Origin of the sequence: Neobacillus soli NBRC 102451, assembly GCF_001591665.1 — a bacterium.
GTDB lineage: Bacteria > Bacillota > Bacilli > Bacillales > Cytobacillaceae > Neobacillus > Neobacillus soli.
In genome coordinates this window covers 20046-38828 of record NZ_BCVI01000048.1, presented here as the reverse complement: position 1 = coordinate 38828, position 18783 = coordinate 20046, and the positions used below count along the sequence as shown (strand labels likewise).

The window sequence follows — 18783 nt, the reverse complement described above, 5'->3', positions numbered from 1 at the left end:
GACTTATTCTCCCCTATCAGTTGAAAGAAGTTTTGACCAAGTCCAATTATAATTATCATTCTTTCGATTACGATGGATTACTAGCCGTTGTTTTGCTCTAGTCATGGCAACGTATAATAATCTTGTTTCCTCTTGAATGGACTCAAGATTTTCGTGTCTATACAGTTCATCATAAAAGTTGTTGCTTTTCATGCCGGCATTCTGTTTTTGAATCAACCATCCCACTTTGTCTTTTTCTTTATTAAAGATAATTTTACTAAATGGTGGTGTAAATACTCTTTCTGTAAAAGGAATGAGCACAGTATAGTATTCAAGCCCTTTTGAACGATGGACAGTGGTGATGTGTACATAATCCAAAACATCCTCGACATCATGGATGACTTCTTCTTCATCTCGATTCGTGGCGATGTTCACTTGGAGCCATTTTTCAATTTGAGCTAATGAAACAAATTCCTCTGAAAATGATTGGTGCATTTTTTCAAACAACTTCCCTAAATTCAGTTCGTACTGCTGTGCATGCTTAAATGCACCCTGTATTAATTGTTCCTCGGTATATTCACTGGCTTCTTGTAGTTCTCTTAGTTCATCTAACCTCCGTGAATAGATCCATTGTGATGGTTTTCTTTGCTCTAAAATCCTCCGTAGGACCGACAAAACTGGAACCACCTTTAATTGTTTTTGATACTTAAGAAAATCAAAACTAGTTTGACCTTTTATATAATCATTTTTTTCCAATAAGTACCCTTTTTCGGAAATTAGGCCCTGCAGAGTAAATGATGCTTTTCCATATGGTCCATAAACCAAATTAGAAACAAACTTTGCGTCGTTTGGATATAATAATCCTAAAATTAGAGAATGAAAGTCCCTTACAGGTTTGGAGCGGTAAAAACTTCCACCAACCTCTAATTTCGTTAACAGTTTTGCTTCCCTGCACCAAGATTCAATGATACGCGCTTCCTCTATTGTCCTGGTTAAGACAGCAAATTTTTCTCTTTCATCAAATGGTCCTTTTTCGCTATTCATTTCCTTTACCCTTTTGAAGCCTGCGCGAATTTCAGGTATGATATATCTTTTCATCTGTTCTTTTTGTTCTTCTTTTTTGTTATCAATGGTAAGTGGATCTTCGTCATCACTCCCAAACATTCCAATTAATTTATCAGAATTTTCCATCTCAGTTTGATAGGCTAGAAATTTTTTTTGTCCCCACCATGAAAAATAAGAATCCATTTTATCCAGCAATGTTTTTCCTGTTCGATAGTTTTTCTGAAGATAGTAATCCTTATCATTAATTGATACATTCCTTTGTTTTAACAGCTTTGTGATTTCTTCAAACGCAGTATGATTCGCACCACGGAACCGGTAAATTGACTGTTTAATGTCCCCTACCACAAAGAGCTTGGACGAAAATGCTTCTTGAATGGTCACAAACAACCGAATTTGAATATCATCGCTATCCTGAAACTCATCAACAAATAGGTAAGAAATTTTTGATGATACATGTTTAAAGGCTTCTTGTCCGTATTGTTCCTGGATTTGGTCCATTTCTCTAGATAAATCACTTAATGATAAGCTATTTTCAGTTACTTTTGCTTTCGTGAACCTTTTCTCGACTTTTCGGATGACGGTTTCAAGCAATTCATTCATTTTCTCATGTCCCTTTGGTGCAGTACCAAAACTGGCATTCAATATCTCATTCGATGTAAAGCCCTTTTGTTCGAACTTCTCCCAAAAATCATAGATGATATCGATTAATTCATACATCTTTAATGGGGAGATGATGGTTTCAATATTTCCTTGAACGGTTTCTAACTCTGATTGAAAGTATGTATCTAATTCTTCCTCGATCCAGCGGCGTTTTTCCATAGTAAAGCTTCGCAGCCGCACATTTAAGCCATATCCACGTAGAGAACCGATTTCCCTTAATAAACTTTTTGCAAAGGAATGGATTGTTTGAATTCGCATATTATTAAGCTTTTCAATCCATTGAATATATTCCTTAGCCCCCGTCAAATTGAATCGTGAAAATAGTTCCTGACGCAGCTTTCGGTACATGTTTCTAGAAGCTTCCCTTGTAAAGGTAATCATGACAATTTCAGATGGGTCCAGTCTCTCTTTAATTAGCAAAAATAAAATCCGATCAATCATAACAGTGGTTTTACCAGTCCCCGCACCTGCTTTTACCATTATGTTTTCTGCTAAAGGAGCATGCTCAATCTTGTATTGATCAAAATTAAATTCATGGAAGTATTTAGAGATTTCTTCCGCCAGCTGCAGATTCACTCCATCTACCACTTGGATTGGATTATGTATCTCAAGTCCCTCATTAACAAAAATATAAAGCAGCTTGGTTTTTTGATATTCCTTTTGCAGGATTTCGATAATTTCTTTTACCTTCCCACTATTTGTGAACAATAATAGTTTTACACCGCTATTCATATACAAGCATAATTTATCCATTTCAGTTTGAATATAAGAAAAATCCGCATATACAACTAAAGAATACTCAGGTGCATTTCCCATGTTATTCCCCCTCAATCGTACGTCCCATCCTTTTTAAATATTATGCCAATTTCTACTATTATACAAACAAAACAAGCTTCATATAGTACTACAAAAAAAAAGCACCCAAAAATTGTTTGTACTTACGGAAAGTCCAGATGTGAAAAAAGAAAAAAGAGGTCAGCCCCCCGGTGAGTTAAAGTTTTAATTCAAAGGAAGACTGACACACTAGCCTTGTAATTCATAATTTATCAACTAAATACCTAAAAAATACTGGACATGCCAATCCACTGTATTTTATGGAACGATAAGAGGAATTTCGGCTGATTCCTTTTCAAGTCCATTAAATCATTCGATTACTTATACGCTGAACCAATTGTCATAAGCAAATCTCCTGTGATAGCTTGTTTTGTACTTGGGGAAGTTTTACTTAATCTGTTTCTCCTAAGTTAAAGGAGTAAGTCCCTCGGCACATGGCTTAGGCGCTCAAGCTGATGTGCTGAATTAGGACATCCAGGGTGCAAATGTTACAACTTCTTAACGAATTGGATTTTTGCTTATTGGACTTATGCTGGGATTTATTTAATTTATAGCTATGTCTTACTTTAGAAGCATACAAAGTGATGCCCTAATCGAAGGGACAATGGGGACGGTTCTGCTGGGTTTTTCTAGGTGAATGTGATTGAAAAAACACGATAAGGAGAACCAATTGGCTAATGCGATGGACCAAAAGCAGTTTTTCTTGATAAGCGGCGTACAATCCAAACTAGGAGTGGTTAACATGGAGAAGCAGTACATGGCCAAATAACTAATTGATGATTTCAAGGTCTCCTTTATTAAGGGTTTTACTTTGCCTCTTGTTTATCCAATTTAAATAAAATCGACAAGTTCCAGGTACCTGTCGATTTTGATAAAGAATAATTTTTTCTTTGTATATTCAAAAACTTTACTTAAAAATCATCAGAAGCTTCCATTGCCTGTTGAGTCATATATTCTTCTCTAATCTGCGATAGAGATTTACCGCTTTCTTTATGGATTGCAAAAACATACGTTTGTACACTGGACCATCCATAAATCTCCTTTAACCACGATTGCATAGATTTTTCTTTGTCATTTACCATAATGTTTCCATTAGCTAGAAGTATTCCTTCATTGTCTCTATCCTTGACTGCAATAACATCTCCTTCTTTGACCACTCCCCAATCAAGCATTGAATCTATCTTAGGTAGAGTCCGTCGGGTACCACCTTTATTTCTTTTTACTATTGTAGCTAATGATTTATCCATAAGATTCACATAGTAATCTTCATAATTGGTGACGGGTAAAACTTTTTCCGTCTGTAAATAAATTTCATCATTGACCTTAAATGGAGTAAGTTTATAACAACTCATATCCACATGATTACTATTTAGCCAGGACACTGCGGAAAGTGTCTGTTCATCGAAATCTGAAGCTACCAAAACAATCTTTTGCTTTTTGTTAAAACTCTTTCCCGCCTTGTTGACCCTCAAAAATTCATTTAATTTTCGGATTAAGAGCTCATAAGAGGTCAGTACGCCAAGTTCAAATTCACTTCGATATTTTTCGATATAGGGTGCATAAACTTTTTTCACAAGATCCTCTGTACTCTCAAGGGTGGCATAACTTGCTGCGTAACGGATAGCCTGAAATTCAAAAGCCTCTTTCCTGCCTTCAATATCTTTTCGGTCCCGTTTAATTTCGATTAAGACGATATTCCCATTATTATCAATTGCAGTTAAGTCGCTCCGACCATTCTTTTCATTCTTGACTTGCTGACCCACAATGAGCATTGATTCTTCATCATCACAAATCATATCGATACTGCTTCTTAGAATTTCTTCTATATCACTTTCTTGCATTCTTAAATCAGCAAAAGTGACTGCCTCTATTTTCTCTGCTTTTCTGCCATTCAAAAAGTACACTAAATCACCCACTTACCTAACAAAATTTCATTAACCATATTTAGTTATGTTTCCAAAATCTAAAAAGAATCATACTTTATGTCCCTGAAGTTTCACTCTCATTGGGTTCACTATCGGCTCCCATTAGCGTATATACTTTGTGAAGTTCCCTTTTTTCTAAACTATTATCTATCCCGTTCCCCATCAATGATCACCTGAAATACTCAAATGTTTTAAAGAATTGCCATTATCCCATTTCTGATTACCATTTATCCATTTTGCAAAAAAGTCCCAATCCCGAATTGTTCCGTCATTATTTAGTATTTCAAGATAAACACCGTCGCCCTTTCCCACTTGCCAAATAGCTTGAGCGGAATTTATTTTTCTGAAATACCGCTTTTCATTATGTAATCAACGAAAACAGCTTTACTAGGTCCATAGGTTTCGGCAACATAGGCTACTAAGTAAATATCGATGCAGCTTGCTCCAAATTCATTTGGGCTTCCGCTAAGAATATGTTGTTTAATTATCGGATGCGAATAAGATTGCTAGTTTAATTTTGTCTATTTGATACGCTTGATAACTTCGCTTTTCTCATTGTTTTAATTGGGTGTAAACACCTTGAACTGAAATCAGTTTGTTCAGCATATTTTTTAAATTACAAACTGTGGGGATGACGTTATGATGAATGTTGCTTCCTCGCAAAATGTTTGGTAATTTAATAGGTTCTAGAATAGTATGTTTCATCTTTTTGTCTCCAATATATATTATTTTTATATTGTAATTCGACAAAATCTGGGATTACTCCTCCCAAGAAACAACCGCTACCTCATTAATCATATTAAAAACGAAACTAGCTTTCGCTATTTTTTCCTTCCCTATCATTCACACCCCCATTAAATCTCCTAAATATCACATAGTCCTAGGTGCTCCAAATCTTCAGTTTGCTCCTCTTTACAAGATTTTCACCCGTTCGATATGGTTTGAGATACTTATAAGATGAATCCATAATATATTCCACCCGTGCAAATACTTCTTTTAGCAGTGGCTTCTTAACGGATACCCATCCACGAAATCATAGGCAAACAGTCTACCGTAAGCATCACTTTTGTTCCCGTCTTCAAACTCCATCGATAGTCTGCCTCCCTAAATTAAACAAAGGACAGGGCAATCAAAATCCTTCACCATCGTTTTGAGGGATTTTGATATTTCCGTTACCCTCAATTGGGGATTTCCTCCATAAAATTGACTTGAGTGGGTCAGGTTGATACCTGTTTTTGCACTTTTCTGGCGTATTGAATCTTCCCAGGGTGCCTCATAGATATCTGCCAACGCCTGGTGTAAGGGCGTGTGATCATTAATTTTCATTTGGTTTATTTTATCCAATTCGGTAATGACTTTGGCTATCTCCCAATCATTCATGGCAAAACAGTTCAGATATTTTTCTTTTCCCGTTCCTTCCACAGATCAAGAATGAGCTTTTCCATCAAACTTCTTAGGGTCCGCATACGATAACAGTTCAGCAAGGTAAGACATTCCCCCGAATGATTCAAGGTCGGGTAAGGTTGACAATGTGATCAAATCGATATTCTTTCCAGCTCGTGTTAACTCCACCATTTTTCGCATTATTTCTTTATGCCGTGTGCTTTCCAGTTGCTCAGGTTGAATCACGGTATCCTTGAGTAAGTACTCCGCCTTCATCAAGCTTCCTAAGAACGCTTTTTCAGCAATAATCATCACTCTTCACCTGCCGTAAGGTCTAGTACAAATCCACCTGGAATAGCTCTTCCAGCAGGAAATGGTTCGGTTGATTGCCTATGCTTTGGTGCGCAATTTTGACTCTCATAAAAGGAATCAATTTCTTCTACGGTCAGTAAGGAGTCATTTACCCAGTTTTTCAGAATCCCAACCACATAACTCAGCCTTCGCTTGTTATTGGCTTAGGTAATTTTCATCGCTTTTAAAATCACCTCTTTCGGCTGTAAAAAGGTTGAATCATCTAACCAAGATAATAACTGTTGTTTGGCATTCACGTTCGAAAATCCAAATCCATTGTTGTCCCAAAACTCAACAATTTCCTTCAAATCTTTTTGATTATGCTGTAAAGGATTCTCGAAATCTGGTTTTTCCTCTATATTTGGTTTAAAAACTTCTTGTTGTGGTTTTTTATTTTCTTTTTTATTTTTATTTTCTTCTTTTTGTCCCCCTTTCGTATCACGATGCGTCAACGTATCGTCATGTTCTCCACATTCAGGTTCTAGATATGTATTTTTTTCTTCTTGGCCGCTCACTTCGTTGCCGCAAATCATTTCTTCTGGTTTACAAAAAGATTCAAATAGGCTGCTAATTTCCTGTTTTTGAATGGCTTCAGAAACATATTGAATAAGTGATAGATCCTCGACATCCTTTAGCTCGGAATAAATACAATCCATCATTGGTTTCCCGCCTCTATCGAGGTTGTATTTCCCCCAGCTTTTCATCGCCAGCTCTCTCGTTTCAGGATTGTAACGGATTAACTTGTGATGCGTAATGAATCGTTCCATTAACGAATGAACACTCTCAATCGAATAGCCCAAATCAAAAGCCATTTGCTTTTTGGTATTTTTGTAGATTCCAATTTGAGTAGTTTGCGGATTTGTAAGCAGATATAGGTAAAAAATACTTGTCCTCCGGGGTCATCTCATCTGAAACAATTGGATTCTTCCAAAAATCAGTTCGTACCATTCTAAACTTTGCCATCTTCAACCACTGTCCTTTCTTTTTAAAAAAATTTCTTCATTACTTATTTAAAGTTAAATGAAGAAAATGTTCATATGTTTTTCAATTGAATCTGAATATTTTATGACACTATTCATCACTTTGTCCTTTGCGAGGGCAAGATGAAAAAAGCCCGCGTCTCGGTACTTCTACGATATCGAGATTGGCGGGGTAAAGCGAATCCCCATTTTTCATTTTTGAAGGGATTTTTAGAGCAAAACGCCAAAAAACGCCTTCAAAAATCATTTTTGAAGGCGTTTTTTGCAATTTCGGGTGATTTTTGGGAATTTTTGAGTAAAGTAGTCGAAAAATGCTAGACACACAGCGCTATCGGTATCTTATATCTATATTTAATATAACGGGTTCCATTTCCTATCCCAAAACGTTAATTAACAAATAAAAATGTAAAGTAAAATGCATATCAAATTGCACCTCATATTACGATGCTTTTTGTTTAAAAATTAAATAGCCAATCCGTGAAAAAGGGGTTCCCCGACACGGTAAAGCTTTAGTTTACCAGGGGAATGACCCTAAAAATTCCTTAAATAAATCACGGCTGCCCTTACTGAGTCCGCTTTTAGTAAAATCCTTTTCAAAAAAAATGGGACTTTAGAATTTTCCGTTTTTGTGTTGACTTACATATGATAATGTACCGATGACTTCAAATGGAAAGGAGGAATTCATGTTGAGTGAGAATGGGGAATCAAGTAAATCAGGTAAGTCCCTGTGGAAACCGCTTTTGGCAGCACCCGCTTTATTTTTTCTTGCCCCATTAGGAATCGGTTTGTATCTAACCCATCCATTCCCGGCAAAGACGACAAAAAATCCAGGGGAATATGGTCTTGCATTCGAAGAGATTGAATTTTTGAGCCGAAAAGATCACGTAAAACTGTCTGGCTGGTGGATTCCAGCTGTTTCAAAGAAAAGCAAGAAAACAGTCATCACGGCACACGGTTACATGAATGAACGTTCCATGGAAAAGATTGAAGGACTGCAACTCGTTAAAGTTCTCTCAGAACAGGGCTATAATGTACTAATGTTTGATTTTCGCAATGCAGGGAAATCGAAGGGAAAAACTACGGGGATTGGATATTTTGAAAGACATGATTTGTATTCAGCGATTGATTATGCAATTCAGGAAAAACAGCAGGAAAAAGTTGCTCTCCTTGGCTGGAGTATGGGAGCTGCTACTGCGCTTATTGCTGGATGCGAACACCCTGCTGTTTCCGTTATCATTGCCGACAGCCCCTTTTGTGATTTAGGACCTTTTCTAAAAGAAAATCTTTCACATTGGACCAAGCTACCAAAACGGCCATTTACACCGATTGTTTATCATTCCATGCGCAAGCTCCTCAAAATTGACCCCACAGAAGTTTCACCGATCAATCATGTGAAAAATACGAAAGGAAAATCCTTCTTCATCATCCATAGTAAGACAGATAAAGCTATTCCTTATGCCGAGAGCGAAAAATTGTTTCAATCGATTTCATCCCATAACCATAAAGAATTGTGGCTGACGAAAGATTGTGAGCACATTCATTCGTATCGCTTGAATAAAAATGAGTATACACGCCGTGTACTCAGGTTCCTAAATAAGTACTTAAAACTTGACTAAAATCATTTACTTCCACGCCTTGTATTGCAATAAACAAGTTTAAGAAAGTAGAAAAAACATTCCCCTATTAACAATCATAAAAAAAAAGGAACATATCCCCACCGCGCTAACACTTTAGCACACTGGGGGTCTGTCCTAGGAATTCAGGACCTATAATAGTAAATTTCATAGGAAATGGGTGCCTGACACCCCCTGTATAGTGTCAGGCACCCATTAATTTTGTTCAATTTGCCTTCTTAAGCGCCCTTTTTAGTTTGCAATGACATTCTTATATTTATCGGGTTTTCTTTTAAATAGAGCAACTGCAAACGAACAAACAGGGACGATTTTTTTGCCTTCTGCTTTCATCTCAGCTACTACACAGTCCACCAATTGTTCCGCTACTCCCTGTCCCCTTAGGCTGGAATCTACAAAGGTATGCGTTAAAAGTACTTGATGTTCTCCATCAGGTTCATATATGACCTCAGCCAGTAACTTACCGGTCTCATCATGTTTATAAAAACGATTATCCTCTTTATTAAAATCCATTTTAAATTCTCCTTTCTTCTAACCTTCATTATTTTACGATTTTTAAATTTTAAAGCCATATCAAAAAAGTTTCGAAACTAAAAAAAGGGTCAGGCCGCCACCTCACTAAAGCGTTAGCACATCAGAAGAAAGACGTGCCAGGAACCGTCCAAATTTCTGGTTAGTGCCCGGCGCTTTTTATCCCTTAAAAGGTACATTTTAATGGTTAGTCTACACCGTTTTCCATATTTTATATTTCTCACGCTGGCATGCGGCGCAAGGTCTGAATCCAGCTTCTATTGCAGTTTGTTCATCCGCAAAAAATACCCTATCTTTAACATACCCCCACTTAGCGATGGCACGTAAGGCAGCAGGACAATCCATTCGACCATATACTTTTGTTTTTTTATTACCACCATATGTTCCTGGAGTTTCACTTTTATAAAGTTTCTTATCGGCCCCCATAAGTGTATATGTTTTATGAAGGTTCCTGTTTTCCGATCTCTCACTCATTCCATTACCCCCATTATCATACTAGCTGCTCCTATCCAGGTATTCATCGTATTTTTCCTTCATCCACCCTGATAGTTCAACGAAATCCATTTCTTTCACCATTTTTCGCTTCGATTTATAATTTCCTTTGAAGATCTCATTTTTAATCCGACTAAAGTTATGCGACTCCTGTAAAAAGTACCGTGCAATTTGCATTGTATCTTCTAGCACATGATTTAAATCCCACATTCTATTGCTGCTTCTTGCAGTAAAATAAATACTACTACTTTCAGTATTTTCAAGGACCCATTCAAAATGAAATGCAGTTTGTTTAAATTGTTTTTGAAAAAGAAGTTGAAACCAAGCAGCATTATATTTACCGCAAAATGAAATAAAAGGGGCTCTTTGACCATGGCCATCACAGCTACAATCTGTAACCATCCCAGCTGCACTTATAGCTTTGACCAGCAAGGCAACTCCAGTTTCCAAGACAAACGTATTAATTTTTGGACCATAATTTCTTTTAATGAAATACCGCCAGCTATACCATCCGTTTCCGCTGTCTGTTTCATGGTTTCTGGAAGGGTACCAAATGATTTGTTTAAGTGTGTCATTACCTATTTCCTCATCATAGATGAAAATTTTTCTGCCTCCTATTTTAAAATTGAAGTTAAGAGAAGATAGCAGACTTTCTAAAAGTGCTAGTTCCCCTTCTGAATTCCCTAGAGAAAAATAAATATAGTTATCTATTTGTTTTACAAGAAAACCACGCATTTCTAAAGCATTCGCCAGTTTATTTAACATATAGTTTCACCTACTTTGAAACGATCATCAGCCTACGTGTCAGCTCAATTAATAACTGCCATACACAATCCAAATTGGTTGGTGAATGGCAGTTATTTCATATTTTGAATCTCTTATCTTTCTTTTACTAGTTGAATTCAACAGTGGTCGGACAATTCCCTTTAATATAGGAGATGTATTCTGCGCTGGGGGTCTGACTCTTTAATCATAAGCTTCAAATAATTCTACTTCTCCAAAAAATACAAATGTCTTCTTACCGCTTCTATTACAGTACCCACAAAAAGTAGAATCACCCCGCCAATTATAAATGCATAAGTTCTAACAGTACGTTTAATAAGAATTGTTTCAAATTCTCCATTACGGTAACTAAAATCCCACGACTGAGTCCACCCATATATGATAGAGATAATTCCAAATAAGAACGCAAAACCGCATAGCCAATTTAAAAAAGTTCCACCTCCTGGAAAACTATTTGATTTTTCAATTATATTATTTATATTATTGAATATACTTGAAATTCCTAGAAAAAATTGCCTTTAGAGACAACTTTATTTGAAGTAGAATATATTATTAAGTGTAAACTGATAGTCTGTAATACTAAGCTGTTGAGCGGGTATCCATAATAAAACCTCTCACCCGTATTTAATTGGAAAAAGGGGTCAGTCCCCCGGTAAAGCTTTAGTTCTCCGGGGGACTGACCCTAAAAATTGTTTGTTCATTTATCATTATTTCATTGTAACAAATATCCATTAAAAGAGTTATGGAAATAGATAGGCAGCCTAATTAATGACTTTAACCTGGGGGCCAGACACCATTCAATTTTCCAAATAGTTCCTGACGCCACTAAAAAAAGGGTCAGACCCACAGCCCGCTAAAGCATAAGCACGTTGGGTTCTGACCTTAAAACTTAGCCCCTAAATTTCATTACTTCCCTACTTGATTCATCCACGATCGTTTTCAAATCATGCCCAGATGGATTCTGGAATAAGCGGAGTCCAAACTCCTGTGCTACGGCAAAAAGATGGTCAAAGATATCAGCTTGTACCGATTCGTATACTGCCCATCTTATATCATTTGAAAATGCATATATTTCTAGAGGCAGCCCGTGTTCTGTTGGTGCTAACTGTCTAACCATTAAGGTCATTTCCTGATTGATTCCTGGATGATGTTGAATGTAATTGCTAATATACGCCCTAAATACACCAATATTGGTAAGAGCCCTTCCATTCACTGGATTGCTCAGGTTAATATCGTTCTTCGTATTGTACTCAGCAATTTCACGTTCCCTTGCGATAATATGGTCTGAGAGAAAGTCGATTGTAGTAAATTTCTTAATCATCTCCTCGGTACAAAATGAAATACTATTTGTATCAATAAATAATGATCGCTTGATCCGTCGACCTCCAGAGTTTTGCATCCCTCTCCAATTTATAAAGGAATCGGATATCAGCGCATAGCTTGGAATCATGGTAATCGTTTTATCCCAATTTTGTACCATTACGGTATTTAAAGAAATATCAATTATATCCCCATCTGCCCCGTATTTCGGCATTTCAATCCAGTCACCCACTCTAACCATATCATTAGAAGCCAGTTGAATCCCTGCAACAAGCCCTAATAACGAATCTTTGAAAACCAACATCAGTACAGCGGAGAGAGCACCAATCCCACTTAGAAAAACAAGTGGACTCTTACCAACCAGGTTCGCGATCACCAATATAATACCAAGCGTTATTACAATAATGTTAACTACCTGGATATACCCTTTTATTGGCCTAATCTTAGATATTTCATAGGTTTGATAAATATCATTAATCGCATTTAATACGCTGTTCATCACCATTAATCCCATAATGATTAAATAGGCAATTGCACTCTTTTCTATCAAATTCTGATAGTTTGGAAAGGTTGATGAAAAATAATAAATAATGATGGCAGGAACAAAATGAGATAGTTTATGAAATACCCTCCGTTCCAAAAGCATTGTATCCCACGTGAATTTGTTATTTTTCACAATATGAGTAATAACCCTGATTACTACTTTTTTCGTGATAAAATTCGCTACAATACAGATGATCGCTATAAAAAGAATCATAATAATATTAGAAAGATACCCAGCAATGGTGGGATCTATTTCAAATTCTAAAAGCATGTTTCTTATGTAATTCATATATTCTTCTCCCTTGATATTATTTTAATATATTTATTATTATAACAGAAAGCCATAGGGAAGATTCTATAGAGCCTTTTTCCTATCTTATTCTTTACATTCAAAAAAACCAAAGAAACGTTGATCTAACAACATTTCAGGGGTTTCCATATTCTTTAATGATCTATAAATTTCCCTTTATAGTTCGGATAAGTCAATATCTCTTTCCTACATTATCCCCATCTCTCTCACCTTAATTCCACCCTCTTCCATGCAGTGGATCCTTATGGTTTTTGATCAACGGAAAAAACCAGAGGAACCCTCCCTCTGGTCACCTTTTCAATTCTCTCTGTTACCTAATTCTTAGCGTAACGGGGGTCAGGCACCAAAAGTTAAGAGTTTTTTCTTAAGACCATGGTTCACCATCTTAAGTATCTGTTATCGTCATTTCGGATGAACCAGAAGCAGGTCTACTGAACTAATCTTGGATCAAAGGACTAGGAGAGAATAACTGTTTTGTTGAAGATTTACATTAGCTTAATATTCTAGATAATTTCTCAGATTATAATAGAGTCGTCATCATATACATTGAGGAGTGAAATAATGAGAAAAGAATTTTTTAAGAGGTTTTTACATTTACTAGTTATTGCTGCGCTGGTTCTACCAATCTTCTCTAGTATTTCCATTCGTGCGCATGCAGAAGACACTTTGTCTGTTAAATTGCTTTCTGTAAACGATTTACATGGAAAAATTGATGTAACAGGAACAGTTAATAATGAGAATTATGGACGCGCAGATTATTTGGCTACTTACTTAAAAGCTCGTAAAGCAACCAATCCAAATAACACGCTTATTATCCATTCCGGAGATATGATTGGTGGAAGCTCTCCAGTTTCAGCCTTGCTTAAAGATGAACCAACTGTTGAAATCATGCATGCGATAGGATTCGATGTAGGGACTGTGGGGAACCACGAATTTGATGAAGGTACACAAGAACTCCTTCGGATGGTGCATGGCGGTGACCATCCAAACGGCACAAAAGGATATAAAGGGATGAACTTTCCAGTTGTTGCTGCTAATGTGGAATACAAAGATACTGGAAAGCTAGTATTTGATCCATATGCCATTAAAGAAGTGGCTGGTGTAAAAATAGGCTTTATTGGTGTAGCCACGGTTGAAACACCCAATATGGTGATGGCTACTGGAATTAAGGATATTCGTTTCACGGACGAAGCAGCTGCGGTTAATAAATATACGGCAGAGCTAAAAGCGCAAGGAATTAAAGCAATTGTCGTTTTAGCTCATGTTCCCGGAGATCAAAGCGGCGAAACGGCAACAGGTCAAATTGCCAAATTAGCGAAGAGCGTAGATGACGAGGTAGATGTTATTATTGCTGCCCATAACCATGTGAAACTTAATGCGATCGTAGACAACAAGCTAATTGTCCAAGCTTGGGAATATGGAAAAGCTTTTGCAGACATTGATTTGAAAATTGATCCTGTGACAGGTGATATTGTTGAAAAACAAGCGGTAATTGTTGAAGTTATTCAACAAGGCGTAACTCCCGATCCTAAAGTCAGTGCTATTTTAGCCAAATATCATGAATTGGTTGGACCCATATTAAAAGAAGTAGTTGGTTTTGCTGCAGTTCCAATGGATGGCGGCTATCCGATAAAAGGTATCATTGGTGACAATGCGCTAGGTAACTTGATTGCAGACGGAATGAATTATGAAATGAAGTCTGATTTTGCGTTAATGAATGGTGGAGGAATCCGTGACGTTCTCGGCAAAGGCGAAATTACTTGGGAGAATCTTTTCAATATCCAGCCCTTTAATAACACTTTGGTTAGTGTCACGATTCCAGGGTCTGCATTGGAACCGATTTTAAATGCTCAAATTTCATCCTATGGACCGGACGTTTCCATTGGCGGTTTCTCTTATACTTGGAATAGTGCAACAAACAAAGTAGTGAACATCTATCTTCCAGATGGAACGCCAATTGATAAAAATAAGACGTATTCACTTACGGTCAACAATTATATGTACGAACATGCGACTGATAAATATAAAATTCGCCAATATGGCAAAAAACCAATTCAAGGACCTGAAGATTTACAAGCCACTGTAAATTTCGTGAAAAGCATTAATGGGCCAATCCATTATGCAGCGGAAGGAAGAATATCGGAAGATACCAAAGCGCCTGAACTAGCGGATGCGCAATTACCTGCGGCCGACTTCAGAGATGGGTCCTATCTTCATGATGTTACAATAGCCTTGGCAGCAACAGATGCAGGTATTGGTGTTTCGCGTATTGAGTATAGCCTTGATAAGGGTGTCACTTGGAACCGGTATGACAAAGGGCTTACTGTAAATAAAGCGGGTAAAAACTCTATTCAATACCGTGCAATCGATAAAGTGCATAATGTTTCGGCGACGAAAACCCTTGAAGTATTTATTACAGCTGCGACAATCGAAAATACAGTTACTTTAGTGAAACAAGCAAAGGGTAATAATGGAATCAAAACATCCCTTATCGCTCAATTGGAAGACGTGATTAAAACGTTTGAAAAAGATAAGGAAAATAAAGCTTATCAATCTCTAGAAAAAATCTACTTGCGTATTAGCCAACTCCCAGAAAAACACTTGGAGGAAGTGGATAAAAAAGAAATCATGTCTATGCTTCAATACATAATTGAACATCGAACAGCGATCAACGGAGAAGCGTCCCAAACCTTAAAAGCAAGTTAGTTTAGACAGAAAAACAGCGGTATTCTTCTATAAAGAAGACCGCTGTTTTTTTCAATGTTTTACTATAAATGTCGCAAACTCTTTGAAAAATTGGGGTCAGACCCAATGTCATCAAGACAAGTTTCAAATAATTAACAAATGCCAAATTCCATCCACCACTGGGGGTAGATAATGGGGAATATTAACAAACTGACTTTGATACTGACCTAAAAAAAGGCAATAGGATGCCCGGGGTATGACTTCCTTTTTTTTACACACCCTTGGAATTCTATTTTTATTTTCAAACCTTAAAGGGCTGCCTTGTGGATCAATCCATTTTTATTAGCCCTTAATCCTTTGACACGGTTGAAACTTCTTCCAGGTCTTATTGGAGTTCGATTCCTTTCAATTTCACCCAGAATCCGCTTGTATAGCTTTTTTCGTCGCCTTGCGCTTTTCTCCAAAATTAAATCTATTAAATTATTTTTTAGTTTGCCAATTAAAAGTTTGTTATTAACCATGTATTCATAGGTTAAATCCTTTCCTTTTTGTTCTTTGGCAATCATCTCATCAGCCTCTTGTTTAATAAGCGCGGCCATATTTGTAAGGAACATCGTCGCATAAAAATCCTGCTCGATGGAAAGTGGAGTATCACCTGTGAACTTTTGAATTTGAAGCTTATTTTTTAATTCATCATATTTCGTTTCAATCCCCCAGCGTTTAAAATATAGTGTTTTAAAATCCTGTATTCCAAGTTCTACATCTTCTATATTGGTGATGAGCAGCTCTTTTTCGCCCGAGTCCAGAGTAAATCGTATGGCACGTAAACGCACTATTTTCCCTTTCTTTTTAAGTTCAAACATTTGATCAGAAAAAAGGGTCAGACCCCCAGCGCGCTAAAGCGTTAGCACGGCGGTGGTCTGACCCTAGAGCACTAGGTCCTACCTTTCATTACTTCTCTTCTTGATTCATCCACCATCGTTTTCAAATCATGACCAGATGGATTCTGGAATAAGCGAAGGCCAAACTCTTGGGCTACGGCGAAAAGATGATCAAAGATATCCGCTTGTACCGATTCGTATACTGCCCAACTTATATCATTTGAAAATGCATAGATTTCTAGTGGCAGCCCGTGTTCTGTTGGTGCTAATTGTCTAACTAATAAGGTCATTTCTTGGTTGATTCCGGGATGATTTTGAATGTAGTTGTTGATATCCGCCCGTAATACACCGATATTGGTTAGGGCCCTTCCATTGACTGGATTGCTTCGATTAATATCGTTCTTCGTATTGTACTCTTCAATTTCATGTTCCCGATCAATCATATAGTCCGAGAGAAAGTCGATTGTATTAAATTTCCTTATCATCTCCTCGGTACAAAATGAAATACTAGTTGTATCAATAAATAATGATCGCTTAATCCGTCGGCCTCCGGAGGTTTGCATCCCTCTCCAATTTATAAAGGAATCGGATATCATCGCATAGCTTAGGAATGATTAAGGGGTTTTTAATGTCAGATATAAATTATACAGTAATTACCACTTTTCCTTGAGCGTGACCTTCCTGAAAATATTTGAATGCTTCAGTTATTTCACTTAACTTATACCGTTTATCAATTATTGGTTTTACTTTGCCAGTCTCAAGTAATTCTTTTACATAATTTAGGTCTTTTTGGTTTGCTCTTTGTAACAGATTACTTATTTTCTTGCTTCCAGTCATTGAAATAAAAGGACCAAGAAATAATGTTTGAAAATATTGGGATTCGGAACCTCCCACGTGAACAAAATTCCCATATGGTTTTAGTACACGTTTATATGCTGAAATGGAATTAGAACCGTTCACACCAAGAATCAAATCGTAACACTCATCATCTTGGGTGAAATCCTTTTTTGTATAATCAATAATATGGTCGGCTCCAATTGAACGCAATATCTCTAAATTTCTTGTACTACATACACCTGTTACTTCAGCCCCAAATGATTTGGCAATTTGTACCGCGAAAGTACCGACACCACCAGATGCCCCATAAATTAATACCTTCTGTCCCGATTTAATCTTACCTTTATCACGTAGTCCCTGTAAGGCAGTCACACCTGCCATAGGTGCCGCAGCAGCTTCCTCGAAGGAAATATTGGTTGGCTTTAAGGCTAAAGCATATTCGGGGACAGTTACATATTCAGCAAAACCGCCCCAGCCACAACCAGATAGGTCGCCAAATACTTCATCACCTGCTTTAAATAGCTTAACGTCTTTACCAACAGCTTCAACTGTACCAGCTATGTCACCTCCTGGTATGGAGTATTTTGGTCTCGTTAGTCCGAAGGCAAAGCGGGCTAAGAAAGGTTTGCCTTTCAAAAGAACCAAGTTACCAAAGTTCAAGGATGCTGTATAAACTCTAACCAATACTTGATTCTCGGTGGGTAAAGGTTTTTTTATCTCTTTTAATTCAAGTACATCGGGTGAACCATATTTATCACAAACTATTGCTTTCATAAAAACTCCCTCCAATTTTCTTTAAAATAAAAGGCTTTTAAAAATAAAATTTCCTTGTTTTAATTTTAATTAATAATAACAAGGGGATTAAAACCTTTCATTAACTTAAGTTAATTTCTAGAGACTTTAGAGTTTTTTTTATGGTGGTTATTACAATTTGGATGCTGCTTAGAGGAGGGAAGATTGCGAAATGTGGATGACATCTATTTTAAAATTTATTTTTATTAATTCGCTTTTTTATTCTACTTAATGACTCAGGAGTGATTCCAAGATAACTAGCCAATTGATGCTGTGGTACACGGTCAACTAACTGAGGTCGATTCCTTAAAATGGATTCGTAGCGTTCTTCAGGAGAAGAATTAATAAATTCTCCGAATTGTTCTTGTATTTCACCAAGGTTTATCTCCATCATTTTGCGTATCATGGTTTCCAGTTTTGGGTATTTGTTAAACATCGTTTTTTCAGAATCAACCTCGCCAACTACTAATATGCAGTCTTCGACACATAATAATGAATACTTTGATAAATCATTTTGTTTCTGTTCGTTGATAATTGGAATAGCTTGTTCTTCTGTAAAAAAATTTGATGTGACCTCTTTACCTGATTCATCTATAAAAAACTGCCTGACACACCCCATTAATACGAAATAACATTTAATGGCGGAAAGTTCTCCTTGTCTAAGAAAGTATTTTCCTTTTTTATATTCATCAATTCGTAAACTTTCAGAGATTGCCTGCTGTTCCTCTTCGCTAAGTGAAGTAAAGTCAGACATATATTTCAAGAGAATTTTCTTCATGGTACCTTCCTTTCAAATTGAGT

Annotated in this window: 16 protein-coding genes and 1 pseudogene; 3 read left to right on the top strand and 14 right to left on the bottom strand. The window is 36.8% G+C overall.

Annotated features, from left to right (window positions below):
• Positions 1-3: 3 nt before the first annotated feature.
• Positions 4-2520 carry a UvrD-helicase domain-containing protein gene (locus BSO02S_RS16715; RefSeq protein ID WP_066069795.1) on the bottom strand — a complete coding sequence of 839 codons (2517 nt, stop codon included), beginning with the start codon at positions 2518-2520 and terminating at the stop codon, positions 4-6.
• Between the two features lie 661 nt (positions 2521-3181).
• Here BSO02S_RS16715 and BSO02S_RS28310 point away from each other — a divergent pair.
• Positions 3182-3307 (top strand): hypothetical protein, encoded by a 126-nt coding sequence (locus BSO02S_RS28310; protein ID WP_268876011.1) that lies wholly within the window; start codon positions 3182-3184, stop codon positions 3305-3307.
• Between the two features lie 142 nt (positions 3308-3449).
• Here BSO02S_RS28310 and BSO02S_RS16710 read toward each other — a convergent pair whose 3' ends face one another.
• The 5 genes from BSO02S_RS16710 to BSO02S_RS28510 form a co-directional block, all read right to left on the bottom strand.
• Positions 3450-4442, bottom strand: coding sequence for a hypothetical protein (locus BSO02S_RS16710; protein ID WP_066069792.1), 993 nt, complete (start codon positions 4440-4442; stop codon positions 3450-3452).
• 1125 nt (positions 4443-5567) lie between these two features.
• Complete coding sequence (locus BSO02S_RS16700; protein ID WP_066069785.1) at positions 5568-5885, bottom strand: hypothetical protein; 318 nt, start codon at positions 5883-5885, stop codon at positions 5568-5570.
• Positions 5886-5888: 3 nt separating this feature from the next.
• Positions 5889-6158: a DnaB-like helicase N-terminal domain-containing protein gene (locus BSO02S_RS16695; RefSeq protein WP_066069782.1), complete on the bottom strand. Its 270-nt coding sequence runs from the start codon at positions 6156-6158 to the stop codon at positions 5889-5891.
• Positions 6158-6334 carry a hypothetical protein gene (locus BSO02S_RS28515; protein WP_342351995.1) on the bottom strand — a complete coding sequence of 59 codons (177 nt, stop codon included), beginning with the start codon at positions 6332-6334 and terminating at the stop codon, positions 6158-6160. The genes BSO02S_RS16695 and BSO02S_RS28515 overlap by 1 nt, the downstream gene beginning before the upstream one ends.
• A gap of 27 nt (positions 6335-6361) precedes the next feature.
• Positions 6362-7009: a hypothetical protein gene (locus BSO02S_RS28510; RefSeq protein ID WP_342351996.1), complete on the bottom strand. Its 648-nt coding sequence runs from the start codon at positions 7007-7009 to the stop codon at positions 6362-6364.
• Between the two features lie 854 nt (positions 7010-7863).
• On the opposite strand from BSO02S_RS28510, the gene BSO02S_RS16680 reads away from it, so the two are divergent.
• Positions 7864-8793, top strand: a complete 930-nt coding sequence (locus tag BSO02S_RS16680; protein WP_169802761.1) for an alpha/beta hydrolase — start codon at positions 7864-7866, stop codon at positions 8791-8793.
• Positions 8794-9042: 249 nt separating this feature from the next.
• Here BSO02S_RS16680 and BSO02S_RS16675 read toward each other — a convergent pair whose 3' ends face one another.
• From BSO02S_RS16675 to BSO02S_RS16660, 4 genes are all read right to left on the bottom strand, one after another.
• Complete coding sequence (locus BSO02S_RS16675; protein WP_066069773.1) at positions 9043-9321, bottom strand: GNAT family N-acetyltransferase; 279 nt, start codon at positions 9319-9321, stop codon at positions 9043-9045.
• A gap of 210 nt (positions 9322-9531) precedes the next feature.
• A complete protein-coding gene (locus BSO02S_RS16670) occupies positions 9532-9813 on the bottom strand; it encodes an Ada metal-binding domain-containing protein (protein ID WP_066069770.1) in 282 nt (93 codons plus the stop codon).
• A gap of 21 nt (positions 9814-9834) precedes the next feature.
• Complete coding sequence (locus tag BSO02S_RS16665) at positions 9835-10596, bottom strand: hypothetical protein (protein WP_066069768.1); 762 nt, start codon at positions 10594-10596, stop codon at positions 9835-9837.
• A 907-nt stretch (positions 10597-11503) separates the two neighbouring features.
• Positions 11504-12766, bottom strand: coding sequence for a mechanosensitive ion channel family protein (locus BSO02S_RS16660; protein WP_066069766.1), 1263 nt, complete (start codon positions 12764-12766; stop codon positions 11504-11506).
• A gap of 582 nt (positions 12767-13348) precedes the next feature.
• Between BSO02S_RS16660 and BSO02S_RS16655 the strand changes: the two genes are divergently transcribed.
• Positions 13349-15493 (top strand): bifunctional metallophosphatase/5'-nucleotidase, encoded by a 2145-nt coding sequence (locus BSO02S_RS16655; RefSeq protein ID WP_066069764.1) that lies wholly within the window; start codon positions 13349-13351, stop codon positions 15491-15493.
• A 287-nt stretch (positions 15494-15780) separates the two neighbouring features.
• Here the strand turns inward: BSO02S_RS16655 and BSO02S_RS16650 are convergent, their stop codons facing one another.
• From BSO02S_RS16650 to BSO02S_RS16635, 4 genes and pseudogenes are all read right to left on the bottom strand, one after another.
• The gene (locus BSO02S_RS16650; RefSeq protein ID WP_235846942.1) at positions 15781-16305 is read right to left on the bottom strand and encodes a transposase; all 525 of its coding nucleotides are present in this window, start codon (positions 16303-16305) and stop codon (positions 15781-15783) included.
• A 101-nt stretch (positions 16306-16406) separates the two neighbouring features.
• Positions 16407-16958, bottom strand: a pseudogene (locus BSO02S_RS16645) (mechanosensitive ion channel family protein); the annotation flags it as partial.
• Positions 16959-16995: 37 nt separating this feature from the next.
• Positions 16996-17964 carry an NAD(P)-dependent alcohol dehydrogenase gene (locus tag BSO02S_RS16640; protein WP_066069761.1) on the bottom strand — a complete coding sequence of 323 codons (969 nt, stop codon included), beginning with the start codon at positions 17962-17964 and terminating at the stop codon, positions 16996-16998.
• A 208-nt stretch (positions 17965-18172) separates the two neighbouring features.
• Entirely contained in the window at positions 18173-18760 is a 588-nt protein-coding gene (locus BSO02S_RS16635; RefSeq protein ID WP_066069758.1) for a Crp/Fnr family transcriptional regulator, read from the bottom strand.
• Positions 18761-18783: the final 23 nt, after the last annotated feature.

Bases quoted from the DNA above. Each gene is read 5' to 3' on its own strand.
- BSO02S_RS16715 (WP_066069795.1), bottom strand. From the start codon at position 2,520: ATGGGAAATGCACCTGAGTATTCTTTAGTTGTATATGCGGATTTTTCT.
- BSO02S_RS16695 (WP_066069782.1), bottom strand. From the start codon at position 6,158: ATGATTATTGCTGAAAAAGCGTTCTTAGGAAGCTTGATGAAGGCGGAG.
- BSO02S_RS28510 (WP_342351996.1), bottom strand. From the start codon at position 7,009: ATGGCTTTTGATTTGGGCTATTCGATTGAGAGTGTTCATTCGTTAATG.
- BSO02S_RS16675 (WP_066069773.1), bottom strand. From the start codon at position 9,321: ATGGATTTTAATAAAGAGGATAATCGTTTTTATAAACATGATGAGACC.
- BSO02S_RS16670 (WP_066069770.1), bottom strand. From the start codon at position 9,813: ATGAGTGAGAGATCGGAAAACAGGAACCTTCATAAAACATATACACTT.
- BSO02S_RS16665 (WP_066069768.1), bottom strand. From the start codon at position 10,596: ATGTTAAATAAACTGGCGAATGCTTTAGAAATGCGTGGTTTTCTTGTA.
- BSO02S_RS16660 (WP_066069766.1), bottom strand. From the start codon at position 12,766: ATGAATTACATAAGAAACATGCTTTTAGAATTTGAAATAGATCCCACC.
- BSO02S_RS16655 (WP_066069764.1), top strand. From the start codon at position 13,349: ATGAGAAAAGAATTTTTTAAGAGGTTTTTACATTTACTAGTTATTGCT.
- BSO02S_RS16640 (WP_066069761.1), bottom strand. From the start codon at position 17,964: ATGAAAGCAATAGTTTGTGATAAATATGGTTCACCCGATGTACTTGAA.
- BSO02S_RS16635 (WP_066069758.1), bottom strand. From the start codon at position 18,760: ATGAAGAAAATTCTCTTGAAATATATGTCTGACTTTACTTCACTTAGC.